The organism is Kitasatospora sp. NPDC096204, from assembly GCF_044763205.1.
Classification (GTDB): Bacteria; Actinomycetota; Actinomycetes; order Streptomycetales; family Streptomycetaceae; genus Kitasatospora.
This window is the reverse complement of record NZ_JBIWFT010000010.1, coordinates 187760-206711: the sequence shown is the minus strand read 5'-3', so window position 1 is coordinate 206711 and position 18952 is coordinate 187760. Positions and strand designations below refer to the sequence as shown.

General features: G+C 74.4%; 20 protein-coding genes. 3 read left to right on the top strand and 17 right to left on the bottom strand.

Translation table 11 applies throughout. The features are described from left to right. Nucleotides 1–13: 13 nt before the first annotated feature. Nucleotides 14–811: an SURF1 family protein gene (locus tag ACIQ87_RS13850; protein ID WP_392878277.1), complete on the top strand. Its 798-nt coding sequence runs from the start codon at nucleotides 14–16 to the stop codon at nucleotides 809–811. Here ACIQ87_RS13850 and trxA read toward each other — a convergent pair. Both trxA and ACIQ87_RS13840 read right to left on the bottom strand, forming a co-directional pair. Further along, nucleotides 808–1140 carry a thioredoxin gene (trxA, locus tag ACIQ87_RS13845; protein WP_392878278.1) on the bottom strand — a complete coding sequence of 111 codons (333 nt, stop codon included), beginning with the start codon at nucleotides 1138–1140 and terminating at the stop codon, nucleotides 808–810. The two genes, ACIQ87_RS13850 and trxA, sit on opposite strands and share 4 nt — an antisense overlap. A gap of 3 nt (nucleotides 1141–1143) precedes the next feature. Next, nucleotides 1144–1551, bottom strand: coding sequence for a MerR family transcriptional regulator (locus ACIQ87_RS13840; protein ID WP_402405812.1), 408 nt, complete (start codon nucleotides 1549–1551; stop codon nucleotides 1144–1146). 134 nt (nucleotides 1552–1685) lie between these two features. Between ACIQ87_RS13840 and ACIQ87_RS13835 the strand changes: the two genes are divergently transcribed. Beyond that, nucleotides 1686–2447 carry an SDR family oxidoreductase gene (locus ACIQ87_RS13835; protein WP_402405756.1) on the top strand — a complete coding sequence of 254 codons (762 nt, stop codon included), beginning with the start codon at nucleotides 1686–1688 and terminating at the stop codon, nucleotides 2445–2447. 74 nt (nucleotides 2448–2521) lie between these two features. On the opposite strand, the gene ACIQ87_RS13830 is transcribed toward ACIQ87_RS13835, so the two are convergent. The 9 genes from ACIQ87_RS13830 to ACIQ87_RS13790 form a co-directional block, all read right to left on the bottom strand. Further along, on the bottom strand, nucleotides 2522–3169 hold the full coding sequence (locus ACIQ87_RS13830) for an alkaline shock response membrane anchor protein AmaP (protein WP_402405755.1): 648 nt from the start codon (nucleotides 3167–3169) through the stop codon (nucleotides 2522–2524). Beyond that, nucleotides 3166–3870: a DUF6286 domain-containing protein gene (locus tag ACIQ87_RS13825; protein WP_402405753.1), complete on the bottom strand. Its 705-nt coding sequence runs from the start codon at nucleotides 3868–3870 to the stop codon at nucleotides 3166–3168. The genes ACIQ87_RS13830 and ACIQ87_RS13825 overlap by 4 nt, the downstream gene beginning before the upstream one ends. Beyond that, nucleotides 3867–4193, bottom strand: coding sequence for a hypothetical protein (locus ACIQ87_RS13820; protein WP_402405751.1), 327 nt, complete (start codon nucleotides 4191–4193; stop codon nucleotides 3867–3869). Before ACIQ87_RS13820 ends, ACIQ87_RS13825 begins: the two co-directional genes overlap by 4 nt. A gap of 89 nt (nucleotides 4194–4282) precedes the next feature. Then, entirely contained in the window at nucleotides 4283–4474 is a 192-nt protein-coding gene (locus ACIQ87_RS13815; protein ID WP_402405749.1) for a hypothetical protein, read from the bottom strand. A 110-nt stretch (nucleotides 4475–4584) separates the two neighbouring features. Next, complete coding sequence (locus tag ACIQ87_RS13810; RefSeq protein WP_402405748.1) at nucleotides 4585–5100, bottom strand: Asp23/Gls24 family envelope stress response protein; 516 nt, start codon at nucleotides 5098–5100, stop codon at nucleotides 4585–4587. 188 nt (nucleotides 5101–5288) lie between these two features. Beyond that, nucleotides 5289–6095 carry an enoyl-CoA hydratase/isomerase family protein gene (locus ACIQ87_RS13805; RefSeq protein ID WP_402405747.1) on the bottom strand — a complete coding sequence of 269 codons (807 nt, stop codon included), beginning with the start codon at nucleotides 6093–6095 and terminating at the stop codon, nucleotides 5289–5291. 322 nt (nucleotides 6096–6417) lie between these two features. Continuing rightward, nucleotides 6418–6651: a helix-turn-helix domain-containing protein gene (locus tag ACIQ87_RS13800; protein WP_030059940.1), complete on the bottom strand. Its 234-nt coding sequence runs from the start codon at nucleotides 6649–6651 to the stop codon at nucleotides 6418–6420. Nucleotides 6652–6978: 327 nt separating this feature from the next. After that, nucleotides 6979–8577, bottom strand: coding sequence for a ribosomal protection-like ABC-F family protein (abc-f, locus tag ACIQ87_RS13795; RefSeq protein WP_402405745.1), 1599 nt, complete (start codon nucleotides 8575–8577; stop codon nucleotides 6979–6981). A 329-nt stretch (nucleotides 8578–8906) separates the two neighbouring features. Continuing rightward, the gene (locus ACIQ87_RS13790) at nucleotides 8907–9935 is read right to left on the bottom strand and encodes a hypothetical protein (protein WP_402405743.1); all 1029 of its coding nucleotides are present in this window, start codon (nucleotides 9933–9935) and stop codon (nucleotides 8907–8909) included. A 370-nt stretch (nucleotides 9936–10305) separates the two neighbouring features. Between ACIQ87_RS13790 and ACIQ87_RS13785 the strand changes: the two genes are divergently transcribed. After that, nucleotides 10306–11526, top strand: a complete 1221-nt coding sequence (locus ACIQ87_RS13785; RefSeq protein WP_402405741.1) for a glycoside hydrolase family 26 protein — start codon at nucleotides 10306–10308, stop codon at nucleotides 11524–11526. A 4-nt stretch (nucleotides 11527–11530) separates the two neighbouring features. Here ACIQ87_RS13785 and ACIQ87_RS13780 read toward each other — a convergent pair whose 3' ends face one another. From ACIQ87_RS13780 to ACIQ87_RS13755, 6 genes are read right to left on the bottom strand one after another with little or no spacing between them, the layout of a single operon-like run. Next, nucleotides 11531–12691, bottom strand: a complete 1161-nt coding sequence (locus ACIQ87_RS13780; protein ID WP_402405739.1) for a GNAT family N-acetyltransferase — start codon at nucleotides 12689–12691, stop codon at nucleotides 11531–11533. Next, the gene (locus ACIQ87_RS13775) at nucleotides 12688–13782 is read right to left on the bottom strand and encodes a Wzz/FepE/Etk N-terminal domain-containing protein (RefSeq protein WP_402405738.1); all 1095 of its coding nucleotides are present in this window, start codon (nucleotides 13780–13782) and stop codon (nucleotides 12688–12690) included. The genes ACIQ87_RS13780 and ACIQ87_RS13775 overlap by 4 nt, the downstream gene beginning before the upstream one ends. Before the next feature lie 49 nt (nucleotides 13783–13831). Next, on the bottom strand, nucleotides 13832–14947 hold the full coding sequence (locus ACIQ87_RS13770; protein ID WP_402405736.1) for a glycosyltransferase: 1116 nt from the start codon (nucleotides 14945–14947) through the stop codon (nucleotides 13832–13834). After that, nucleotides 14944–15795 carry a polysaccharide deacetylase family protein gene (locus ACIQ87_RS13765; RefSeq protein WP_402405735.1) on the bottom strand — a complete coding sequence of 284 codons (852 nt, stop codon included), beginning with the start codon at nucleotides 15793–15795 and terminating at the stop codon, nucleotides 14944–14946. The genes ACIQ87_RS13770 and ACIQ87_RS13765 overlap by 4 nt, the downstream gene beginning before the upstream one ends. Next, nucleotides 15785–17530, bottom strand: coding sequence for a murein biosynthesis integral membrane protein MurJ (gene murJ / locus ACIQ87_RS13760; RefSeq protein ID WP_402405733.1), 1746 nt, complete (start codon nucleotides 17528–17530; stop codon nucleotides 15785–15787). Before murJ ends, ACIQ87_RS13765 begins: the two co-directional genes overlap by 11 nt. Beyond that, nucleotides 17527–18948, bottom strand: a complete 1422-nt coding sequence (locus ACIQ87_RS13755) for an O-antigen ligase family protein (RefSeq protein ID WP_402405731.1) — start codon at nucleotides 18946–18948, stop codon at nucleotides 17527–17529. Before ACIQ87_RS13755 ends, murJ begins: the two co-directional genes overlap by 4 nt. Nucleotides 18949–18952 lie beyond the last annotated feature (4 nt).

Here is an 18952-nt window from a genome sequence, read left to right as displayed (position 1 = left end):
GTACCGTTCCCATGTGTACCGTTTTCTGCTGACCCGACAGTGGCTGATCACCATGTTGATCGCACTGCTGCTGATCCCCGCGACGATCAAGCTGGGCTTCTGGCAGCTGCACCGCCACGAGGCACGGGTGGCCCGGAACGAGCTGATCGGCCAGGCCCTCACGGCCGCGCCGGTCCCCTTCGACACCCTGTCGCCGACCCCCGGCTTCGCGGTCCCCAAGGACCTCACCTGGCGCGCGGCGACCGCCACCGGTCAGTACGACCCGGCACACGAGTTCGTGGTCCGCAAGCGGACCGACTCCAGCGGGACCATCGGCTACTTCGTCGTGACCCCGTTCCAGCTCGCCGACGGCAAGGGCACCGTCCTGGTCAACCGCGGCTGGGTCGCCTCCGGCGACGGGGCCACCGAGTACCCCCCCGTCCCGGCCGCCCCCGCCGGCGAGGTCTCCCTCACCGGCCGCCTGCGCGCCGAGGAGACGTACGGCGCCAGCGGCATCAAGGACCGCACCGGCCTGCCGGACCGCCAGTTCAACCTGATCAACACCGACGAGCAGGCCAAGCGGACCGGCGTCCCCCTCCTCGGCGGCTACCTCGAACTCACCGGCACCACCCCGGCCCCGGCCGACCAGCCCCAGCTGATCCCCGAGCCCAACCACTCCGACATCGGCCCGCACATGGCCTACGCGATCCAGTGGTGGCTGTTCACCGCGATGATCCCGGTCGGCGTCTGGGTCCTCGCCCGCCGCGAGGCCAAGGACCGCGCCAAGCAGGCCGCCGAAGCCGAGGTCCCGCTCGAGGCCGTCCCCGCCTAGAGCACGTCGTCCAGCTCCCGCAGCAACCGCGCCTTCGCCCGCGCCCCCACCACCGACCGCACCGGCTGACCGCCCCGGAACACCATCAGCGTCGGCATCGACAGCACCCCGTACGCCGCCTGCGTCCGCGGGTTGCGGTCCACGTCCACGCTCACCACCCGCAACCGGTGCGCCTCCTCCCGCGCGATGTCCGCCAGCACCGGCGCCATCATCCGGCACGGCGGGCACCAGTCCGCCGTGAAATCCACCAGCACCGGTCCCTCGGCCGCCAGCACCTCCGCGGCGAACGTGTCGTCCGTCACCGCCGGCACACCCGTGATCTCCACCACCGTCTACTCCTTCACCAGTTCACAGAGAGGCGGCTCCCGGTCGGCGGCCAGCTCGTCCCGTGCCCGCACGGCCCGATCGAACTGCCCCGCCACCTGCGCCCGAACCTCCTGGAGCCGGGCGATGCACTCGTCCAGCTCCCCCAACTTCCGCCGGTACACCTCCAGAGAGGCCGGACACGAGTCCCCCTCCGGGTGCCCCGCCCTCAGGCACTCCACGAACGGCCTGGTCTCCTCCAGCCCGAACCCGAAGTCCTGCAACATCCGGATCTCCCGCAGCAACCGCAGATCCCCCTCGTCGTACGCCCGGTACCCGTTGCCCGCCCGCCGGGCCGGCAACAACCCCAACTGCTCGTAGTACCGCAACGCCCGCGTGGTCGTCCCCGCCCGCTCCGCCAACTCCCCGATCCGCACGCCGAACCACTCCTCCCGCACTTCCGGCAACGACCGTAAACCTTCCCCCCGACGTCAACGCCAGCCCTGCCCCACCCCCGCGATCCCGAGAACCCACCCCCCAGACCCCAACCCCCACCGGGCACTATGTCCCCATGGATCTCGGACTGAAAGACAAGGCCTACATCGTCACCGGCGCCACCCGAGGCCTCGGCCTCGCCGGCGCCCGCGAACTCGCCGCCGACGGCGCCCGCGTGCTCATCAGCGGCCGCACCCAGCAGGCCGTCGACACCGCCGTCGCCGAACTCGGGACCCTCGGCACCGCCCGGGGCCTCGTCGCCGACAACGCCGACCCCGACACCCCCGAGCGCCTCATCGCCGAGGCCCGGCACCACTTCGGCCGTCTCGACGGCATCCTGATCAGCGTCGGCGGCCCCCAGGCGGGCCCCGTCGAGACCACCCCCGAGGACGCCTGGCGCGACGCCTTCGAGTCCGTCTTCCTCGGTGCCCTCCGGCTGGCCCGCGCCACCGCCGCCGTGCTCCCCGAGGGCGGCGTGATCGCCTTCGTGCTCTCCAGCTCGGTCCGCCAGCCGATCCCCGGCCTCGGCATCTCCAACGGCCTGCGCCCGGGTCTCGCCATGGCCGCCAAGTCCCTCGCCGACGAGCTCGGCCCCCGCGGCATCCGTGTGCTCGGCCTGCTACCGGGCCGGATCGACACCGACCGGGTCCGTGAGCTCGACGGCCTCGCCCCCGACCCCGATGCCGCTCGCGCCAAGGCCGCCGCCACCATCCCGCTGGGCCGGTACGGCACCCCCGAGGAGTTCGGCAAGGTCGCCGCCTTCCTGCTCTCCCCCGCCGCCTCCTTCCTGACCGGCCTCATGGTCCCCGTCGACGGCGGCGCCCTCCGCACCCTCTGACGCCCTCGCATCTCTCAATCGCTCATTCCTGACCAATCGATCCCGATCAGTCAGTCCCGACCAATCCGTTCCGACTACTCCACCCTCGGCTGCCTACGCCCCCGCCGCCCCCGCCCGTGCCGCGGCTCGGCGGGGGCCGCCTGCAGGACCCGGATCCGCAGATCGGCCGGCAACTCCGCCAGCCGCAGGCTCCCGCACGCGTCCGCCCGGGGCCCGTACTCGAAGTGCTCCACCAGCGCGGCCGGATCCCCGCCCGGCCGCAACCGCACCGCACCACGCAACCGCGGATGCCTCGGTGCCCGCACCAGCCGCACCCCGGCCCGCTCGACCTCCGGCAGCACCGCCGTCCCGTTCTCCAGCGCCTCTTCCAGCGCCCGCGCACCGACCCGCAGTCGAAGCCCGCTCACGCCCGGCGTCGGCACCGCGATGCTCGGCAGCCCGCTGCGCCTCAGCTGCGCGACCAGCCACCACGCCATCCCGGCCACCAGCACGGTCAACCCGCCGATCACCGTCGGCCACCACCACGCCGACGCCACCCACTGCCCCCGCGAACGCGCGCTCACCACCGGCTGGTCGGGCGAGGTGAGCGGCCACCAGTGCGGCGGATGGACGCCCAGTCGCCGGTACAGATCGAGCCCGCCCGCCAGCACCAGCACCCCGACGCCCAACAGCACCGCACCCACCAGCCCCAGCAGCACCCGATTGACGACCGTCCTCCTCACCCCGCCACCCCCTCGCCGCCACCCGCCCCGGCACCCGTCCCCGCACTCGTCCCAGCCCCCGCGCCGCCTCCCGTCCCCGCACCGGTCCCCGCGCCGAAGTCCTCCCCCACCGCGCCGGCGGCCCCTCGTGCCATCCGCACGTCCAGCCGCAACGGCCGCCCCAGCCCCACCCGCTCCAGCTCGTCCCGCAGCTGCCGCTGCACCAACGCCGGATCCGCCACCCCCGCCAACGAGATCCGGACCCGCCGCCGACCGACCCGGATCCGCAGGTGGTCGATGCCGTCCAGGCCCGCCGCCCGGTCCGCCAACAGGTGCCCGACCCCGGCCCGGTCGATGGCCGCCGACGTCCCTCCGTACGGACGCAGCACGAGCCACCGCCGCAGCCCGGGCGCGAGGGCCAGCCACAGCAACCACCCGCCGAGCGCGGTCACCACTCCGGCCCCCACCAGCACTCCCAGGTCGTCGAGGTGGCGTGTCGCCAGCTCGTCCGCGATCTGCGCCCGCCAACGCCGTGCCGGCTGCCCCAGCCGCACCGCGATCACGTCGTACAGCAGTGCCCCCGCCACCACCAGCACCCCGGTCGCCACCAGCGCCGCCGCGGCCGTACGCGGTGCCCGCAGCCGTCTCACCTTCCGCGGCCGGGACTGCGGCGCCGCCCCTGCCATGCCCGCCGTCGCGGAATCCTCCGCGTTCACGCTCACGAGGCGCCCCCCGTCACCAACTTCTCGACCACGACGACCACCTCCGACACCCTGGTCCCGGTGAGCCCCGTCACCCGCTCGGCGATCCGCTGCCGCACCGCCCCGGCCAGCGCCGCGATGTCCGAGGGGAACGGCAGCTCGAGCTCCACCCGGACCGTCACGGTGCTGCCCGGTACGGTCACCGAGACATGCGGCGGTGCCCCCTTCGCCCGCCCGGCGGGCCAGGCGTCGGCGACCACCTCCCCGGCGGCCCTGGCCGCGATCCGGGCGTACACCCGGTCGGCGACCCGGAGCCGCCCCCGACGGCCCGGCAGTGATCCCACGGCGGAACCCGCCCCGGGGACCGCCGGGGAACCCGCACCGGAACGGGAAGAGACCGCGACCGGCCCCGGACCGGGCGCAACGCCCGCCATCAGTGACGCCGGTCGCGGCCGCGGAGCAGGTCCCCGAGGTCGCCCAGCTCGATGTCCCCCTCCAGGAGGCGCCCGACCACGAAGCCGACCAGCCCGAGCGCGGCCACCAGCAGGAAGGCCGCGAATCCGCCGAAGTACCCGGCGAAGCCGAGGGCCATACCCGCCGCCAGGCCGACGATGGCCAGGTTCATCCGCTACTCCCTCGTCTCCAGCTACCTCGTCCGGCCCTGATCCGCCCCGCCGCCGGCCCACCGCCGAGCCGCCGACAACCCACCGCCGCCCCGCCGCTCCGCCGAACGCGCTACTTGAGCTTCGGCCGCTGCCCGGGCGGCGTCTCCGGCACCTCTTCCTCCTCGTACTCCGGTTCGTCCGGGAGGTGGACGTCGTTGACCGCGATGTTGACCTCGACGACTTCCAGGCCGGTCATCCGTTCGACCGCGTTGATGATGTTCTCCCGCACCTGGCGGGCGAGTTCGGGAATGACCACGCCGTACTCGACCACCAGGGCGATGTCGATCGCGGTCTGCTTCTCGCCGACCTCGGCCTTGATGCCCCGCCCGACGCTGGGCTTGCCGCCGGGCACCCGGTCCCGCATCGCGCCGAAGGTACGGGCGAGCCCTGAGCCGAGCGCGTGGATCCCGGCGACCTCGCGGGCGGCCATCCCGGCGATCTTCTCCACCACGCCGACGGCCAGCGCGGTGCGGCCGCGCTCGCCGGCCGGCTTGGCAACGCCGCCGGCCCCCGGCGGGCCGGCTGTCGCGGCGCTGCCGCCGCCGGGGTGCTTGTGCATGGTCGCGGGCGTCGGAGTGTCAGGCATGGGTGCTTCTCCTGTCGTGCGGCTCCAGCTATATCGCAAACCTCCCTAACTCTGGCATTTCGCCACGAACCCCGCCCGCTGAGCGTCGGCGGCCGGCGCCCCGCGCGGAAGCTCCCACCCCGCGCAAGGGAAAGGGCCCGACCCCGGGAGATCCTCCCGGGGCCGGGCCCTGCGTCGTCACCTCGCGGTCAGTCGCCGATCCCGGCGAGTTCCCGAAGCCGACGGGCCTGCGCCGCCCGTTCGGCCGAACGCTGCTCGTCGAAGGAGCGCCCGGCAGCCCCCTGCAGCAGGGCCTTGGTCTCGATCACGGCCCCGCGCGGAGCGGCCAGCAGGGCCGCCGCGAGGTCGCGGGCGGCGCCGTCCAGCTCCTCGCCCGGCACCGCCAGGTTGGCCAGCCCGATCGCGGTGGCCTCCTCGGCACCCACCCAGCGGCCGGTCGCACAGATCTCCAGTGCCCGCGCGTAGCCGACGAGGTCGGTGAGCGGCTTGGTGCCGGCCAGGTCCGGGACGAGGCCCAGCGAGGTCTCCTTCATCGCGAACCGGACGTCCTCGGCGACCACCCGCAGGTCGCAGCCGAGGGCCAGCTGGAAGCCCGCACCGACGGCGTGGCCCTGGACCGCCGCGATGGAGATCAGGTCCGGGCGGCGCCACCAGGTGAAGGCCTCCTGGTACGAGGCGATGGCGTCGTCCAGCTCCTGGTCGCCGGAGGCGGCGAGCTGGAGGAAGGTGGGCTCGCCCGGGATGCCCTCGGGGGTGAACATGGCCCGGTCCAGCCCGGCGGAGAAGGAGACGCCCTCCGCGCGCAGCAGCACCACCCGGACGCTGCCGGGCAGCTCGCGGCCGGCCGCGGTGAGGGCGCGCCAGAGCGCGGGCGACTGGGCGTTGCGCCGCTTGGGCAGGCACAGGGTGACGACGGCGAGTTCACCGTCGATCTCCAGGCGGACGCCGTCGCGCTCCCAGCTCGGGGCCTGCGGGTCGGTGGCGGGAGCGGTCATGCGGGAACCTCCGGTGGCGAGGGACTTGGCTACCGGAGAGTAACAAAACTCGAGACGCGAGGGCAGGGGCCCCGACCCGAAAAGATCGACGGGGCCCACGGCGCTCGACGAAACGCGAAAGCGGAGCGAAGCGAAGCGAAGCGAAGCGAAGCGCGAAAGGAAAACGAACGGACATGAGGAACGGGGGGCGGACGACACCCCGGACATGACGATCGGCGGCCGGTCCACACGACCCGAGGGCGGACGCCCAGCTGGTGGTCAGCTGCCGTCTCCTCGGCCGGCGCCCTGCCGCCGCGTCATCCAGCCGGTGGCTGACGAACCGTCAGGACCCGGCCCCGGCAGTTGCCTTGTTCTTGCCCCGCGTGGCACCGCCGCGGCCCCGGAGAATGACTCCGGATTCGCTCAGCATCCGGTGCACGAAGCCGTACGAACGACCGGTCTCCTCCGCGAGAGCGCGAATGCTCGCCCCGGAGTCGTACTTCTTCTTGAGATCGGCCGCGAGCTTCTCACGCGCGGCACCGGTCACCCGGCTGCCCTTTTTCAGAGTCTCGGCCACCCGTGCCTCCTCGTAGCGTTGCTCGGTCAGATTCCCATGATCACCCATCCATCGCGTCCTGGCCACCCATTCGACAAGGTCGATGTCGGAAATGCGTGGTCCTACGGTGGTGATCCGAGCGCATCAGGGCGCTCACGCAGAGTGCACGCCCCCAGGTGGAAGTCGCCGTTCGCCGAGAAATAGCTGATCAGCAGCGTCGGCCCGACCACGATCGAGTGGCGGGCCGACGGAAAGTCCTTAAACGGAATCCGGGTCTACTTCATTCCCGGACACGCCGAAAGGACTAGATATTCTCATCCGAAAAGCGGATCTCGCGTCTACTTCCGGTCAGGCCAAGGAGACCAGATCGGCGTAGGACGGGTTCCAGAGGTCCTCCACGCCGTCCGGCAGCAGAATGATCCGCTCCGGGTCGAGCGCCTCGACCGCGCCCTCGTCGTGGGTGACCAGGACGACCGCCCCGGAGAACTCGCGCAGCGCGCCCAGGATCTCCTCGCGGCTGGCCGGGTCGAGGTTGTTGGTGGGCTCGTCGAGCAGCAGCACGTTGGCGGAGGAGACCACCAGGGTGGCGAGCGCCAGTCGGGTCTTCTCGCCACCGGAGAGCACCCCGGCCGGCTTGTCGACGTCGTCGCCGGAGAACAGGAAGGAGCCGAGGATCTTGCGGATCTGCACCAGGTCGGTGTCCGGCGCGGCCGAGCGCATGTTCTCCAGCACGCTGCGGTCCGGGTCGAGCGTCTCGTGCTCCTGGGCGTAGTAGCCGATCTTCAGGCCGTGGCCCGGGATCACCTCGCCGGTGTCCGGCTGCTCCACCCCGGCCAGCATCCGCAGCAGGGTGGTCTTGCCGGCGCCGTTGAAGCCGAGCACGACGACCCGCGAACCGCGGTCGATCGCCAGGTCGACGTCGGTGAAGATCTCCAGCGAGCCGTAGGACTTGGACAGGCCGCTGGCGGTCAGCGGGGTCTTGCCGCACGGGGCCGGCTCCGGGAAGCGCAGCTTGGCGACCTTGTCGCTCTGGCGCACCTGCTCCAGGCCGGAGAGCAGCTTGTCGGCGCGGCGGGCCATGTTCTGCGCGGCCACCGTCTTGGTCGCCTTGGCGCGCATCTTGTCGGCCTGGGCGTTGAGGGTCGCGGCCTTCTTCTCGGCGTTGGCCCGCTCGCGCTTGCGGCGCTTCTCGTCGTCCTCGCGCTGCTGCTGGTACTGCTTCCAGCCCATGTTGTAGACGTCGATGCAGGAGCGGTTGGCGTCCAGGTAGAACACCTTGTTGACGACCGTCTCGACCAGGTCGACGTCGTGCGAGATGACGATGAAGCCGCCCTTGTACGTCTTCAGGAAGTCCCGCAGCCAGACGATCGAGTCGGCGTCCAGGTGGTTGGTGGGCTCGTCGAGCAGCAGCACGTCGGAGTCCGAGAAGAGGATCCGGGCCAGCTCGACGCGGCGGCGCTGACCGCCGGAGAGGGTGTGCAGCGGCTGGTTGAGGATGCGGTCCGGCAGGCCCAGCGCGGCGGCGATGGTGGCGGCCTCGGCCTCGGCGGCGTACCCGCCCTTGGTGAGGAACTCGGTCTCCAGCCGGGCGTACTTCTTCATCGCGTTGTCCCGGGTGGCGCCCTTGCCGTTGGCCATCCGTTCCTCGTTCTCGCGCATCTTCTTCAGCACGGTGTCGAGGCCGCGGGCGGACAGGATGCGGTCCTTGGCGAGGACGTCCAGGTCACCGGTGCGCGGGTCCTGCGGGAGGTAGCCGACCTCGCCCGACCGGGTGACGGCGCCGGCGGCGGGCAGGCCCTCACCGGCCAGCACCTTGGTGAGCGTGGTCTTGCCGGCGCCGTTGCGGCCGACCAGGCCGATCCGGTCGCCGGCGGCGACCTTGAAACTCGCGGACTCGATCAGGATCCGGGCACCGGCACGCAGTTCGAGGGCGTTGGCGGAAATCATGGCTGCGGACTACTCCTGGGACGTGGGCGGGCGGCCGGGTACGACGGACCCGGGGCCGGGTTGGCGTGAGGGGGGCTTCAACGGCGGTCGGCGCGGCCCTCGTGGCGCCGCCGCCCGCTATTGCCCGGAGAAGATAGCCATGGCGGCAAGTCTACCGGGCCCCGTGTGTCGCCTCCGGAGAAGTACCGGCCTGGGGTATCCACCGGGCACCGGGGCCCGCGCGGTCCCGGCCGAGGGCCGCCCGGACGGCTGCCGGAGGTTCCTCCCGCAGCACCCGTGGCTCCACCGGTTGCCGCGACCGGAGACGACCGCGGCCGCGGCTACCTCGACTACTGCGGCTGGCCGGTCGGCTGGTCCCCAGCGGGCGCCGCAGGGTCCGCCGTCGGGGCGTCCGGGGCGGTGCCGGCGGCCGCCGGGTCGCCCGCGGCCGGGAGGAGCGCCGACGGGTCCGCCGCGCAGCCGCCCTGCGGACGGACCGCGGCGAACGGCGCGTCCACGCTGCCGCAGGGCGTCTCGGGCGCCGCCGCCTTGGTGTCGAACACCTTGGGCGGGACGATCGGGCCGTCGGTGATCTCCACCCGGCTGCGGTCCAGCACCTTGACCGTGGCGTTCGGGCCGGTGCTCGTCGCCCAGCCGTTGCTGTCCAGCCGGTAGCCGGTGATGCCGCCGGACACGGCCTGCCCGCTGCTGTTGGTGCAGGTGCGCGGGATGAGCACGGCGTAGTCGGTGTGGACGGCGCGCAGCGGGTCGTAGACGCAGCCGCCGGAGGGCTTGTCGTTGTAGCGCAGGTCGCCGTCGGCGTCGCGCAGGCCCATGGTCAGGTTCGGCGTGACCAGGGCCAGCCAGGGCGAGCCGTCCCGCTGGACGGTGTGCAGCGCGCCCGCGGCCCGCTGCATGGCGAGCGCCTTGCGCTGGGCGTCGGTCCGCTTGTCGGCGCCGGGTTCGCCGTCGCCGTGCAGCCAGTCGGCCAGGCCGGGCACCGCGCGGTGCCAGCGCACCTCGTGGTCGCCGGGGCGCACCGAGGTCACCATGCCGTCGTCCCAGACCACGATGGCGTTGTCGCCGGCCATCGCCAGGTAGAGCGCCTCGGCGCCCTCGCGGCGGTAGGACCAGGCGTGCTCGCCGGTCTGCTTGTGGAAGGCCTCCAGGCCCGGGCCCACCCGCAGGTCGAGGTCGGCCGAGCTGAGCGACTCGGAGTTGACCGGGGTCGCCCCCGCGTCACCCGGTCCCGCCACCCGGTCGCCGAACGGCACCGGCTTGTTCGCGTGTGCCGCCGCTCCGGCCGCAAGGACCAGCACCACCGCCGAGGCAGGCAGGATCGAGCGGGGGGTCAGTACACGCAGCGGCTTCCAGGACACGGCCGGAGCGTACCTTTCACCGGGCACGCGAGTCAGCCCGGTTCCGCCGCCGACACCTCCCGCCCGGCGTCCGCCCGGCCCTGCGCGCCCTCCCCGCACGTCCGCCCGCCCACCTGCGCCGGAGCAGGCCACAGCCGCTCCGGCGGACGCGCCGGAGCGGGCCGCAGCGGCCCGGCGGGACCGTTACAGAGCTGATACATGACCGCCGGCCGCCGGCCGCCGTGGCAGCCGACGTTCGATCGGCGCCCACTTTGGGGTGACATTCGGCCCCTTCGTCCCTCTTCGGGCCTACTGTCAGCGAGCGGGGCGCCACGGTCCGTCCACGCCGTGACCGTGGCGCCCCGCCCACGAGACTCCGGAGGAGAGCACCATGCGAATCGGCCGCCTGACGCTGGCCGCCGCCACCCTGCTGCTGATGGCCACGGCCAGCGTCCCGGCCGGGACGCCGTTCAGCCAGACCGAACGGCACACCCTCTCCTCGGACGCCGTCGAGCCGCGCGGCCCGGCCCCGCGCCCACCGGTCCAGCGGCCGAACCACGAGCCGCCGTTCGGCGCGTTCGTCGGCTCCTGGGACGACTACATCCCGCAGATCGGCCGGTACGCGCAGTGGCTGGGCGACGCGAACATCCAGGTCGGCCACACCTACCTGGCGGGCAACGGCTGGAGCGACATCGAGGGCGAGCCGATGGTGCTCGGCCTCTGGTCGCAGTGGCGGCAGGCCGACCCGTCGCGGCTGCTGGTGCTCGGTGTGCCGATGCTGGTGCCCAGCGAGGCGAAGGTGTCGGACGACGAGGTCGCCGAACTGCTCGCCCAGGGGGCGCGCGGTGACTTCGACGGGCACTTCCTCAAGCTCGCGCGCCGACTGGTCGCGCTGGGCAGTTCGGACACCGTGCTCACGCTCGGCTGGGAGATGAACGGCACCACCTACACCCACCGCTGCAAGCCCGACCCGTCGGCGTGGAAGACGTACTGGCGGCGGATCGTCGAGGTGATGCGCTCGGTGCCCGGGCAGCACTTCCGCTTCGACTTCGCCCCCAGCCGCGGCCTGGACGCCATCCCCTGGACCAAGTGCTACCCCGGCGACGACGTGGTCGACATCATCGGCATGGACAACTACGACCAGCCCGCCGGCGGCACCTTCGACGACTACGTGCGCGAGCCGTACGGCCTCCAGGACCAGGTGGAGTTCGCCGCCAAGCGCGGCAAGCCGGTCTCGTACCCGGAGTGGGGGCTGTTCCGCAACGGCGACAACCCCGAGTTCGTGCAGCGGATGGTCGACTGGATCCGCACCCATGACACCGCCTACCAGACCGTCACCGACTACTGTCCGCACGGCTTCTTCCAGTGCGAGCGCAATCCGCGCTCGGCGGCGACGTTCAAGGGGCTGATGGCCGGGTCGAAGGGGGCGCCGGCGGCCCCCGCCGCGGCGGCGCCGGGCGTGCCCGCGGCGCCGGGCCCGGCCGGCCCGGTGGACTCGCCGGCCGCGCCCGGGGGCGGCGCCGCGCCGAGTGCGACGCCGCACCCGGCGGCCCGTCCGACGACTCCCAAGGCGACGGCCGCCCCGACGGGCACGAAGCACGCCCGGCACTGAGCGGTCAGCCGCGGCGGCGGGCCAGCAGCGCCTCCTTGAGCCGGGGGAAGCGGGTGCGCAGCTGGTGCGCCGCCGCCTGCCGGGCGCGCACCGCCCCGGCCCGGAGGGCGGCCGCCGGTGCCGCCCCGGCGGGGCCGAGCAGCAGCCGGTGGTTGGACAGCTGGTCCGGCCGCCAGCGCTGCTTGTACGGTTCCTGCCCGCGCAGCAGGCCGAGCACCGGGACACCCGCGTCGACCGTCTCGTCCAGGGCCGCGCTGAACAGCAGCCCGGCGATGTCCAGGCGCTCGCGCAGCACCGGATGGGCGCCGTACATGTACAGCCCCCCGAAGGACGGGCAGAGCAGTAGCAGGTTCACCGCGACCAGCTGGCCGTCCAGGTGGAACTGGTGGACGGCGGCCCTGCCCGCGGCGACCAGTCCGGTGGTGGACTCGGTCAGGTGCCGGGCGAACCGGTCGGTGCGGTGCTCCGGCGTGACGCCGCGCGCCTGCCACTGCAGGAAGTGCAGCCGCAGCAGCCCGTCCAGCGCCTGCGGCACCTCGGCCACCGGGGTCGTGCGGACCTTCACGCCGGCCTCGGCGATCTTGCGGAGCTTCACCCGGCTGCGCTGGGCGGTCTTGCCGGACACCCGTTTGAGCAGCCGGTCCATCGGGACGGCCGGCAGGTACTGGCAGAGCGAGTCGCGGTAGCGGCGGCGGCTGCCGCGCCAGTGCCCGTACACCCGGTGCACCGCCGCGTCGGGGTGCACCTCGCGCAGCTCCAGCCAGTGCCACGGGCGGGTGAGCGGGAGGGCGGCGGCGAGTTCGGCGGCGGCCCGGTCGGCGTACTCGTCGTCGAGCAGGACGTCGGTGTAGTCGGCCAGCCCGACGCCGAGACCGGTCAGGCCACCGAACGGTCCGCCGCGGCGCACGAAGGCGCCGGCGCCGACCAGCCGGCCGTCGCGGCGGACCAGCACCACGAGCAGGCCGCCGGGGCGGCCGTAGTGGCGCCACCAGGAGCGCTGCCAGTCGGCGGCCTGGAAGAAGGTGGCGGTCCGGCAGCGGGCGGCCAGGTCGTCCCACTCCTGGGCGAGGACGTCCAGGGCGTCGTCCTCGCCGCGCAGTTCGGTGGTCCAGGCCGGCGCCGTCGCCTGGGCGGGCAGGCCGCTTCCGCGGGTGCGGGTGCTCACCGGCCGCTCCCGGCCGGGGCCTTCTTCCGGGCGGGGGTCTGGTTCCCGGGGGCCGGGGCCTGTCCCCCGGCGGCGGGGGCCTGCCCCCCGGCGGCGGGGGCCTGCCCCCCGGCGGCGGGGGCCTGCTCCTCGGCCGGGGGCTGCTCCTCGGCTAGGGGCTGCTCCGTCGCGGGCTGCTCGGCAGTGGGCTGTTCGGCGGCTGCGGGCTCGGCGGCCGCGGACTCGGTGCCGGTCTGCTTGTCGGCCTTGTCGCCGGTCCTGGCGTCAGTCTTCTTCTCGGCCTTCGGGCTCTCCTTCTTCACTCTCGTGGTCCTGGCGCTCTCCTTCTTCGGGCTCGCGGCCTTCGCCCCCTCAACCTCAGGGGCGGCGACAGCCTCGGGCCCGGCCGCGACCGGCTCCTCGCGACGCGGGCGCGGCTGCGTCGGGACCGCCACCGACACGGCGGCGGCGGGGACAGCGGTGGCGGCGGGGACCTCCGGTGCCTGCTCGGCCCGCGGCGCTTCGGGGCTCGCGTCGGCCTCGGGCGTTCCCGCGCCGCCCCGACGGCGGGTCATCATCACCAACGCGCCCAGCAGCAGCCCGGCGGAGCCGCCGACCGCGACGTCCAGCTTCCCGGAGGGCGTGGTCGGCCTGTCCGGCGCGGCGGCAGGGGCCAGCGTCACCAGCCGGACGTTGGTGTCCTTGCTGCTGGTGTTGGCGAAGGCGACCAGCGAGCGGGCCACCGCGTCGGCGGTCCCGGCCGCGTCCTGGGGGCGCCGCCCGGTGCCGGTGATCTCGATCATCGGGGCGTCCGGCGAGGTCGTCCCGTGCACCAGGGTCTCCAGCTCGGTCCGGGTGTGGCCGGTCTCGTCGGCCGCCACGGCGAGCACCTGCGGCTGGCCGGCCAGCCGCCCGTACGCCTGGGCGAAGTTGGTCGCGATCGCGGCCTCCCCGGGGTTCTGCGCGACCACGAGGACGTAGGCGTTCGCGGAGTACGACGGGTGCGCGACGACGGCGTACCCGGCGCCGGCCGCGGCGCCCAGCGGAACCGCGAGCACCACCGGCCACCAGCGGCGGACCAGGCGGCGGGCGCTTCGGCGCGGTGTGGTCATGGGTGTTGCTCCTTGGGTCTGGTACGGCGGTTCCGGCGGTGGCGGGCGATCAGACGCGGGCCAGCCGGTCATAGAGGGCGCCCAGGTCGGAGGCGACCCGGGCGATGTCGTAGTGGCCGATGGCCGGGGGGTGCGGCAGCGGGTCGGCGATGTGCCCGCTGAGCGGCCGCAGGTCGCGCAGCGCGGCGGCGTAGGCGGCCGGTTCGGAGGGGACGCGGCGGGCCTGCGGGGCGGCACTGGGCGGGAGTTCGTCGAGTGCCGGGCAGGCGCTGTGCCGCACCGGCAGCCCGGCCGCGAGGCCCTCCAGGACGCCGAGGCCGAAGGTCTCCGCGGTCGAGGGGGCGGCCAACACGTCCAGGGCGGCCAGCAGTTCGGGCACGTCGTCGCGCTCACCGGCGAGCACAAGACGGTCCCGCACGCCGGCCTCGTCGGCCCGGCGCTCCAGCGCGGCGCGCTCCGGGCCCTCGCCGACCAGCACCAGCCGGGTGGCCGGGTCGAGCTCGGCGAGCGCCTCGACCAGCACCTCGAAGCGCTTGCCCGGCACCAGCCGGCCCACCCCGCCGACCACCCAACTCCCGTGCGGCAGCCCGAGCTCGGCCCGCAGCCGACGGCGGACGGCGGCCCGTTCGGCGGGCGGGAGGCGGTAGCGGGAGGCGTCGATGCCGTTCGGGATCAGCTCGATCCTGGCCGGCGGGACACCCCAGGAGCGCAGCGTCTGGGCGACCTGGCGGGAGACGGCGACGGTGGTGCTGCCGAGCCGTTCGGCCCCCAGGTAGAGGCCCTTGACGCCCCGGGTGACCGGGCGGCCCTCGATCACCCCGGCGTGCAGCGAGTGCTCGGTGGAGACCACCGCGCGCACCCCGGCCAGCCGGGCGGCAAGCCGGCCGTACAGCTGCGCCCGGTAGAGGTGGGTGTGCACCAGGTCGTAGCGGCCGGCCCGGACCAGCCGGACCAGCCGGGGCAGTGCCCGCAGGTCCCGGTTGCCGCGCATGCCGAGGTGGTGGACGGTGACGCCGTCGGCGCGCAGCGCGGCGGCGACCGTGCCGGGCTCGGTCAGGGCGAGCACCTCGCACTGCTGGTGCGCCGGCAGGTGCCGCAGCAGCAGGTGGAGTTGGCGCTCGGCACCGCCGGCGGCCAGTCCGGTCACGATGTGCAGCACCCTCATGGCCGGGGCTCCCGGCGGGCGTGGCGCAGCTCGGTGACGGCGTCGCGCAGCCGCTGCCGGACCCTCTTGGCCCGCAGCCGCCAGGCGCCGTCGCGGGCGCCGACGTAGCAGCGGGGCAGGGCGAAGCGGCCGGTGAGCGGGGAGTGCCCGATGGCGCAGGCGTAGTCGTACCCGGCGTCGCGCACGGCCAGGGCGGCGGGAAGGTCGACGGCACCGTACGGGTAGCAGAATCCGGTGACCGGTCCGTCGACGGCCTCCTCCAGCAGGCGCCGGCTCTCCCGGGCCTGGACGGCGAGGGCCTCGGCGGGCAGGCCGGGCAGCGCCTGGTGGCCGAGGCCGTGCGAGCCGATCTCCCAGCCGGCGGCGGCGAGTTCGGTGACCTCCTGGACGGTGAGCAGCTGCTTGCGCGGGCCCTCGGTGTCCCAGTCGTTGTCCCGGCCGAGCAGGTCGGCGACCACGTACGCGGTGGCGGTGAAGCCGTACGCCTGGAGGATCGGCACCGCGTACCGGGCGAAGTCGGCGTAGCCGTCGTCGAAGGTCAGGCCGACCAGGCCGTCGTCCCGGCCGAGGGCCCGGGCCCTCATCAGCTCGCGGACACTGACGCCGCGCAGGCCGCGCCGGTACAGCCAGGCGATCTGTTCGACGAACCGCTCGGGGCTGACGGTGAGCCGGTAGGGGTCTTCCTTCTCGACCGCCACCGAGTGGTACATCAGGATCCATGGCGAGGCGGAGCCGGGGACCGGTGGTTCACCGAGCGGGAGGCGGCTCCCGGGCACTGGTGCCCGGTGCGGCGGGGCGCTGCCGACGCCCGCCCGGGCCGAGCGGACGGCTCCCCGTTCATCGTCCATGGGGACGCTTCCCTTCTTCGGCGACGGTTGGCGGGTTCCGCCCGGGCCCCAGGGCCCGGGCTGCGGCGAGGACGGGGCCGCGCACCTCGCGGGCGCCGAGCCCGGTGCCGAGGGCGGCGAAGGCCAGCGCCACGGTGAGGCCTCCGAGGAGGGTCGAGAGCAGCGGGTCGGCGGCCAGGGCGGCGGCGGCGGTGCCGAGCACGGTGGCCCCGGCGGCGGCGGCCACCAGCCGGCCGTGTCCACCGAGCACCCGGTGCAGCCGCAGCGGGATTCCGCGCAGCACCAGTCCGTGCAGCAGCAGCGCGGCGGTGGTGGTGATGCCGGCGGCGTTGCCGGCGGCCAGCCCCAGGGCGCCGAAGCGGGGTGTGGCGAGCAGGCCGGTGGTGACGGTGACGCCGAGGCCGAGCAGCATGACGGCGACCGGGTACCAGTCCAGGAGCCGGCTGCGCCCGTCCTCGGTGCCCGGGTCGTCGGCCCGGCGGACCACCGGGCGCAGCGAGAAGTACGGGCGGATCATCACACCGATCAGTGCCTGGGCGGGCAGGCCGAAGCTGTAGACCCGGATGACGTCGGCGGTGGCGGCCGTGTCGTGCGGGCCGAAGGCGCCGCGCTCGAACAGCAGCGAGACCACCGAGGGGGCGCAGGCCATCAGGAAGGCGGTGCCGAGCAGGACGACGGCCGCCGCCTGGCCGAGGTCCTTCTCCACCCGGTCGCGGGCGGCGGTGAGGTCCCCGGCGGCGAGGGCCCGGGCGACCAGCGGGAAGGTGACGGTGCAGATCAGGATGCCCGCCGTCATGGCGAGCTGGGAGACCTTGGCGGCGTAGTTGAGGTGCGAGATGGTGCCGGGCGGCAGGGCCGAGCCGAGGTAGCGCTCGACGAAGACCTGGGACTGGCGGGTGAGGGTGAAGGCGGCCACCGGCAGCAGGGCGAGCGGCATCAGCACCAGGGTGCGGCGCGAGCGGCGGCCGCGGCCGGTGCCGGGCGGGCCCTGGCGCAGCCGGCGCAGGAACGGGCCGACCAGCAGGCCGGCCATCAGCAGGCTGCCGGCCGCGACGCCGAGGGCGGCGGAGCGCACCCCGAGGTGGGAGTGGAGGCAGAGCAGGACGGCGAGGATGCCGAGGTTGTGGGCGACGTAGATGCCGGCCGGGGCGGTGAAGCGGTGGTGGGCGCGCAGCGCGGCGGCCAGGTAGCCGGCCACCCCGAAGGGCAGCACGGTGATCGCGGTGATCCGGGTGCAGGTGACGGCCAGGCCCGGGTCGGTGAGACCGGGGGCGAGCAGTGCGACCAGTTCCGGGGCGCCGAGCGCGGCGGCCAGGGCGAGGCCGCCGAGCGCAAGCAGCAGCCACGGCAGGGAGGCGCGGACGAGTTGGCGGACCGGGTCGGGGGCGTCCGGGTCCTCCTCGCGGAGCACCAGGGCGAGGGCGAAGGCGGGCACCATGAGGAAGGACATGGCGTCCTCGATCAGCAGCGGTGCGGCCGTCTCGGGGACGGTCCAGGCGACCAGGAAGGCGTCGGTGCCCTGGTTGGCGCCGAAGTAGCGGGCCAGCAGGAGGTCGCGCAGCAGGCCGAGGCCGGAGCCGGCGGCGCTGAGGACGGCGGTGATGCCGAAGGCCTTGGCGAGGAAGCCGCGCCGGGGGCCCGGGAGGGGCTCGGCGGCGGGGTCCTCGCCGGTGGCGCCGCGGGGTGCCGGAAGGGCGGAGGGCGCGACGGCGGCGGCCGGCTGGTCGATGGTCACCGGGCCGCTCCGGCGGCGGGATGCCCGGTGACGGGGTGCCCGGTAACGGGGTGCTCGGGGCGGTGGGTGGCCGCGTGGGCGGCGAGGCCGAGGACGACGGAGGTCAGCACGGTGGTGGTGCCGCCGATGTCGGCGTACAGGAAGTCGACCAGGACCCAGGTGAGCAGGGCGAGTGCGGCGAGCCCGGGGCCGTGGCGATGGCGCAGGCAGCCGAGCAGCAGGGCGAGGAAGAGCGCGGCGTAGGCGGTGATGCCGATCAGGCCCTGCTCGCTGAGCACCAGGAAGTACATGTTGTGCGGGGAGAGCAGCGGTTCGCGCTGGAAGCCGATGGTGGCGTCGGCGGCGTCGCTGCCGGAGGACAGCCGCAACGGGGCGTGGCTGTCCCGCAGTTGCTGGAAGGCCTTGGGCCCGGCGCCGTGCACGGGGTGGTCCTGCCAGATCCGTCCGGCGGTGGACCACAGGTCGTACCGGTCGGAGACGGACTGGTCGGGGGCGGCCGAGACCGAGCCGATCGAGCTGAGCCGCTGGGTGACGCCGGAGCCGCCGAGCCCGAGGCCGCCGACCAGGACGACGACGGCGGCCAGGCCGATGACGGCGCCGCGCACCAGCAGCCGGGCGTCGGCGCGCAGCAGCAGCACGGTGGCGGCGAGGCCGGTGGCGATCCAGCTGCCGCGGCTGAAGGAGACGGCCAGCGGGAAGACGAGGAAGGCGGCGGCGGCGAACATCGCGCGGCGCAGGCGGGGGTTGCCGTCGGGGCGCGGCGCCGGACTCCCGTCCGCCGCCCGGCGGGCGGGGGTGCGCCGCCCGGCCCTTCGTCCGCGCTCGGCGAGGGCCAGGGCGAGGGCGGCGAGCAGGCCGTAGCTGACCACGCTGGACATCGCCATGACGTCGAGTGCGCCGAAGGTGCCGACGGCCCGGATCGGCTGGCCGGTGTAGGAGGCGCCGGTGTGGGTGAGGTACTGCTTGGCGCCGACCGCGCCCTGGATCAGCGCGGCGAGCACGAAGGAGCCGAGGACCAGGCGCTGGTCGGTGCGGTCGCGCAGCGAGCAGAGGACGGCGGCGGGGACCAGGACGAACACCTGGGTGAGCCGGACGAAGCCGGTGACGCCGGCGGCCGGGTCGATCGAGCCGACGGTGGCGACGGCGGCGGCCACGACGATCCCGCCGAACAGCGCGCAGGTGGTGCGGCTGATCGCGGGCAGCCGTCCGCGCAGCAGGTCGAGCGCGGTGAGGGCGACCAGGACCAGCGAGGCGAGGTCGGCGGCGGTGATGTGGACGGCCGCGGCGACGTCCTTCTGCCCGGTGGGCACGCAGACCAGCAGGACGGTGGCCGCGGCCAGCGGGCTGGTGCGCTCCGTGAGTACGGGCAGGGCCTTCCGTAAGACGGGGTGGGGGAAGGCGGGGAGGGTCAGGGCCACGCGG

Coding starts and splice junctions, on each gene's coding strand:
- ACIQ87_RS13770 (WP_402405736.1), bottom strand. CDS start 14,947: ATGAGGGTGCTGCACATCGTGACCGGACTGGCCGCCGGCGGTGCCGAG.
- abc-f (WP_402405745.1), bottom strand. CDS start 8,577: ATGATTTCCGCCAACGCCCTCGAACTGCGTGCCGGTGCCCGGATCCTG.
- ACIQ87_RS13765 (WP_402405735.1), bottom strand. CDS start 15,795: ATGGACGATGAACGGGGAGCCGTCCGCTCGGCCCGGGCGGGCGTCGGC.
- ACIQ87_RS13810 (WP_402405748.1), bottom strand. CDS start 5,100: ATGCCTGACACTCCGACGCCCGCGACCATGCACAAGCACCCCGGCGGC.
- ACIQ87_RS13805 (WP_402405747.1), bottom strand. CDS start 6,095: ATGACCGCTCCCGCCACCGACCCGCAGGCCCCGAGCTGGGAGCGCGAC.
- ACIQ87_RS13815 (WP_402405749.1), bottom strand. CDS start 4,474: ATGAACCTGGCCATCGTCGGCCTGGCGGCGGGTATGGCCCTCGGCTTC.
- ACIQ87_RS13775 (WP_402405738.1), bottom strand. CDS start 13,782: ATGACCACACCGCGCCGAAGCGCCCGCCGCCTGGTCCGCCGCTGGTGG.
- ACIQ87_RS13785 (WP_402405741.1), top strand. CDS start 10,306: ATGCGAATCGGCCGCCTGACGCTGGCCGCCGCCACCCTGCTGCTGATG.
- ACIQ87_RS13835 (WP_402405756.1), top strand. CDS start 1,686: ATGGATCTCGGACTGAAAGACAAGGCCTACATCGTCACCGGCGCCACC.